4 protein-coding genes are annotated in these 3408 nt (G+C 64.6%); all 4 read left to right on the top strand.

The features are described from left to right. On the top strand, positions 1 to 441 hold a 441-nt coding region (locus tag WCB02_RS16590; RefSeq protein ID WP_423959590.1), incomplete at its 5' end, for a TOBE domain-containing protein. Positions 442 to 470: 29 nt separating this feature from the next. After that, the gene (locus WCB02_RS16585; protein WP_423959589.1) at positions 471 to 1457 is read left to right on the top strand and encodes a hydroxyacid dehydrogenase; all 987 of its coding nucleotides are present in this window, start codon (positions 471 to 473) and stop codon (positions 1455 to 1457) included. A 68-nt stretch (positions 1458 to 1525) separates the two neighbouring features. Further along, on the top strand, positions 1526 to 2950 hold the full coding sequence (locus WCB02_RS16580; protein ID WP_423959587.1) for an amidase: 1425 nt from the start codon (positions 1526 to 1528) through the stop codon (positions 2948 to 2950). 119 nt (positions 2951 to 3069) lie between these two features. Next, positions 3070 to 3408: hypothetical protein (locus WCB02_RS16575; protein WP_423959586.1), on the top strand; the 339-nt coding region annotated here is incomplete at its 3' end.

Genomic DNA, 3408 nt, shown 5'->3' with positions numbered 1-3408 from the left:
CTCTATCACAAGCCGGAGACGCGTTTTGTCGCGGGCTTCATCGGCTCGCCGGCGATGAACTTCCTGCCCTGCCGGCTGGAAGAGGCCGCGGGCAAGGTCAATATCCGCCTGACCGACCGTCTTTCTTTCGCGCTGCCGCCGCCGCGCGCGGCGCGCTATCAAGACCTGCCGCGAAACGAGAAGTTGCTGCTCGGTATCCGGCCGGAACATCTGACCGAGGCGAAGGTGCATCCCGAGCCTGGGATCGAGAACTTCGACGCGGTGCTCGACGTCACCGAGCCGATGGGAATGGAGACATTGGTCTATTTCACGCTCGAGGGAAACCAGATCTGCGGCAGGGTCAATCCCAATGCCGGCGCCCGCGATGGAGCCCCGCTCCGATTGGCTGTGGACCTCAACAATATGCACCTGCTAAACGAGGGGACCGGCGTCGTCCTTTGACGGCGAATGGTCAGGCTCAAGGGCAGGAAATGGCGACCAACAAGAAGAAAATCCTCATTACCGAATCGTTTTCGCAGACAGGTCGGGCGCTGCTTGGCGAGCGTGACGACATCGAGATGGTCGAATTTCCCAACATGATTTCGGCCGGGGATTTCCAGGCGATGCTGATGCAGCAGGCTCCGGTCCATGGCGTAGCGCTGGGCCCCACGCGGTTCGGCGAGCCCGAGCTCGAGGCCTCCAGGGACATGAAGGTCGTGACCCGGATCGGGGTCGGCTATGACGCCGTCGACGTCCCGGCGCTGAGCCGCCGCAAGGTGCCGCTGATGACCGCAGGCACCGCGAATTCACCGTCGGTCGCCGAACAGGCCCTGTTCATGATGCTGTGGCTGGCCAAGCGCGCGGCCGAAATGCACGCCATCGTCAGGGACGGCAGCTGGGGCTACCGGCTGGGCAAGCTGCCTTACGATCTCTACGGCAAGACGCTGTTGATCGTAGGCTTTGGCCGGATCGGCACGCGCACGGCAAAACGCTGCCTTGCGATGGAAATGCAGGTTCTGGTCTACGATCCCTACAAATCCGCCGAGGAGATCAAGGCCGCTGGCTGCGAACCGGTGGCCGATCTCGACGCCGCGCTGCCGCGCGCGGATTTCGTCAGCATCCACTGTCCGAAAACGCCGGAAACGGTCGGCCTGTTCAATGCGGCACGTCTCAGCCTGATGAAGCCTGCCGCCTATCTGATCAACACCGCCCGCGGCGGCATCGTCGACGAGAAGGCGCTCCATCAGGCGCTGTTGTCGGGCAAGCTCGCCGGCGCCGGGCTCGACGTGTTCGAACAGGAACCGCCGCCGGTCGGCCACGAGCTGCACAGCCTGCCGAATGTCATCATGGCGCCGCATGTCGCGGGCGTCACGCGCGAGGCGGTCGATCGCATGAGCGAGCAGACCGCGCGCAACATCCTGAGCGCGCTCGATGGCGCGCCGATCCGCCAGAACGTGATCAATCAGGACGTGCTTTGAAGTCTCGGGAGTTTGTTGAGGGCCTGCGGCCATGGTGATTTAGTCATGTTATTTGAGTTGGTTAGCTGATGGTTTTCAAGGATTATGGCAGTTATGACGCGGTCGGCCTGGCCGACCTCGTGCGCAGCAAGGAGGTGAGCCCGAAGGAGCTCCTGGACGAAGCGGTCGCCCGCACCGCCAAGGTCGACCGCGAGCTCAACGCCGTCGTGGTCAAACACCCCGATTATGCCGAGCGGCAGATCGACCGGGGGCTTCCGCCAGGCCCGTTCACCGGCGTGCCGTTTCTCCTGAAGGATCTCGACCTGCTCGAGGGAACGCGCACGACCTTCGGCGCCAGCGTCTACAAGGACAATTTCGCCGATCACACCGGGACGCTGGCGCAGCGCTTTCTCGCCACCGGGCTGACGATCTTCGGCAAGAGCGCGAGCCCGGAATTCGGCCTCATGCCAACCACCGAACCGCGCTTGTTCGGCCCGACCCGCAATCCCTGGAATCTCGCGCATTCCTCCGGCGGCTCGTCGGGCGGCGCAGGCGCTGTGGTCGCGGCGCGCATTCTTCCCGTCGCGCATGCCAGCGACGGCGGCGGTTCGATCCGGATTCCCGCTTCCGCCTGTGGTGTGTTCGGCCTGAAGCCGACCCGCGCCCGCAATCCGCTTGGGCCCGACCGCGGCGAAGGTTGGGCCGGCTTTTCCTGCGGGCATGTGCTGAGCATCAGCGTGCGCGACAGCGCGGTGATGCTGGATGCGATTTCGGGCCCGGAGCTGTCGAGCCCCTATTACGCACCGCCGAAGCAACGGCCGTTTGCCGAGGAGATCGACCGCGCGCCCGGCCGGCTCCGCATCGCGTTCACCGACCGGTCGCCCTACGGCGATGCGATCGACCCCGAGATCGCCGCGGCGGTTCGCGAGGTGGCCGTGCTGTTGAATGGTCTCGGTCATGATGTCGAAGAGCGCGCGCCTGTCTTGCCGGCGGATCCCGCGACCGTGATGTGGACCATCGTGGCCGCCAATACCGCGATCAATGTGCGGGTTGCCGAGCAGCGCTTCGGCCGCGTCATGACAAACAAAGACTTCGAAATCCTGACATTGGCGAGCGCCCACAACGCGGACAAGGCCAGTTCGACCGACTACGTGGCCGCCCAGCTCAACGCCTTCCAGATTTCGCGCACCCTCGCCGAGTTCTTCGCGAGTTGCGACGTGTTGCTGTGCCCGACCCTCTGTGCGCCGCCGCTGAAGATCGGCGAGCTCGACACGATGTCGCAGGATCTGTCGCATATCGGCCCGATCCTGCGGCGCTACATGCCGGGAACGAGCATGTTCAATATGTCCGGCCAACCCGCGATGTCGGTGCCGCTGGCGTGGAACGCCGCCGGGCTGCCGCTCGGCATGATGTTCGCCGCCCGGTTTGGCGACGAGGCGACCCTGTTACGGCTGGCGGCCCAACTCGAGCAGGAACGCCCCTGGAAGGCGAAATTGCCGCCGATTTGCGCCTAATTGCTCCCAAGACCCCCGCTTTTGCGACAGCAGGTTGGCAAACCTTGGTCGCACTCGCCGAAAAGGAGATGGACTGCTAGTATCTTCGCGGGGAAGTTGCCGACCACGTGGAGCTTGTCATGGCCACCAAGATCCTGAACCCGAGCGACCCGACGGACCATGCACTCGCGGCCATTGCGAGCATTCTCGACGGACCGGAAGGCCATCATGACCCGGCCAAATCCGCGGCTGGACACGATCCGGCGCCGATCTCTCCGCTCGAAGCCGACGGCTACGCAAAGACCGGTCCGGGCCCGATCGTGGCGATCCGTTTCAAGTGGAAGGTGCGGCGCGACGACGAAGGCGAGTATTATGTCGACGAGACCGTCGGCGAGAACTCGACCGCCATCACCGAGGGACCGATGACGAAGGAAGCGGCGGTCAAGCTGGTGGACGAGCGCGAGCGCGAAGCGCGGGCC

Origin of the sequence: Bradyrhizobium sp. (assembly GCF_049581145.1) — a bacterium.
In the GTDB taxonomy this organism is placed as follows: Bacteria; Pseudomonadota; Alphaproteobacteria; order Rhizobiales; family Xanthobacteraceae; genus Bradyrhizobium.
Note: the sequence above shows the minus strand (reverse complement) of the source record. Positions and strands in the feature narration are given on the sequence as shown.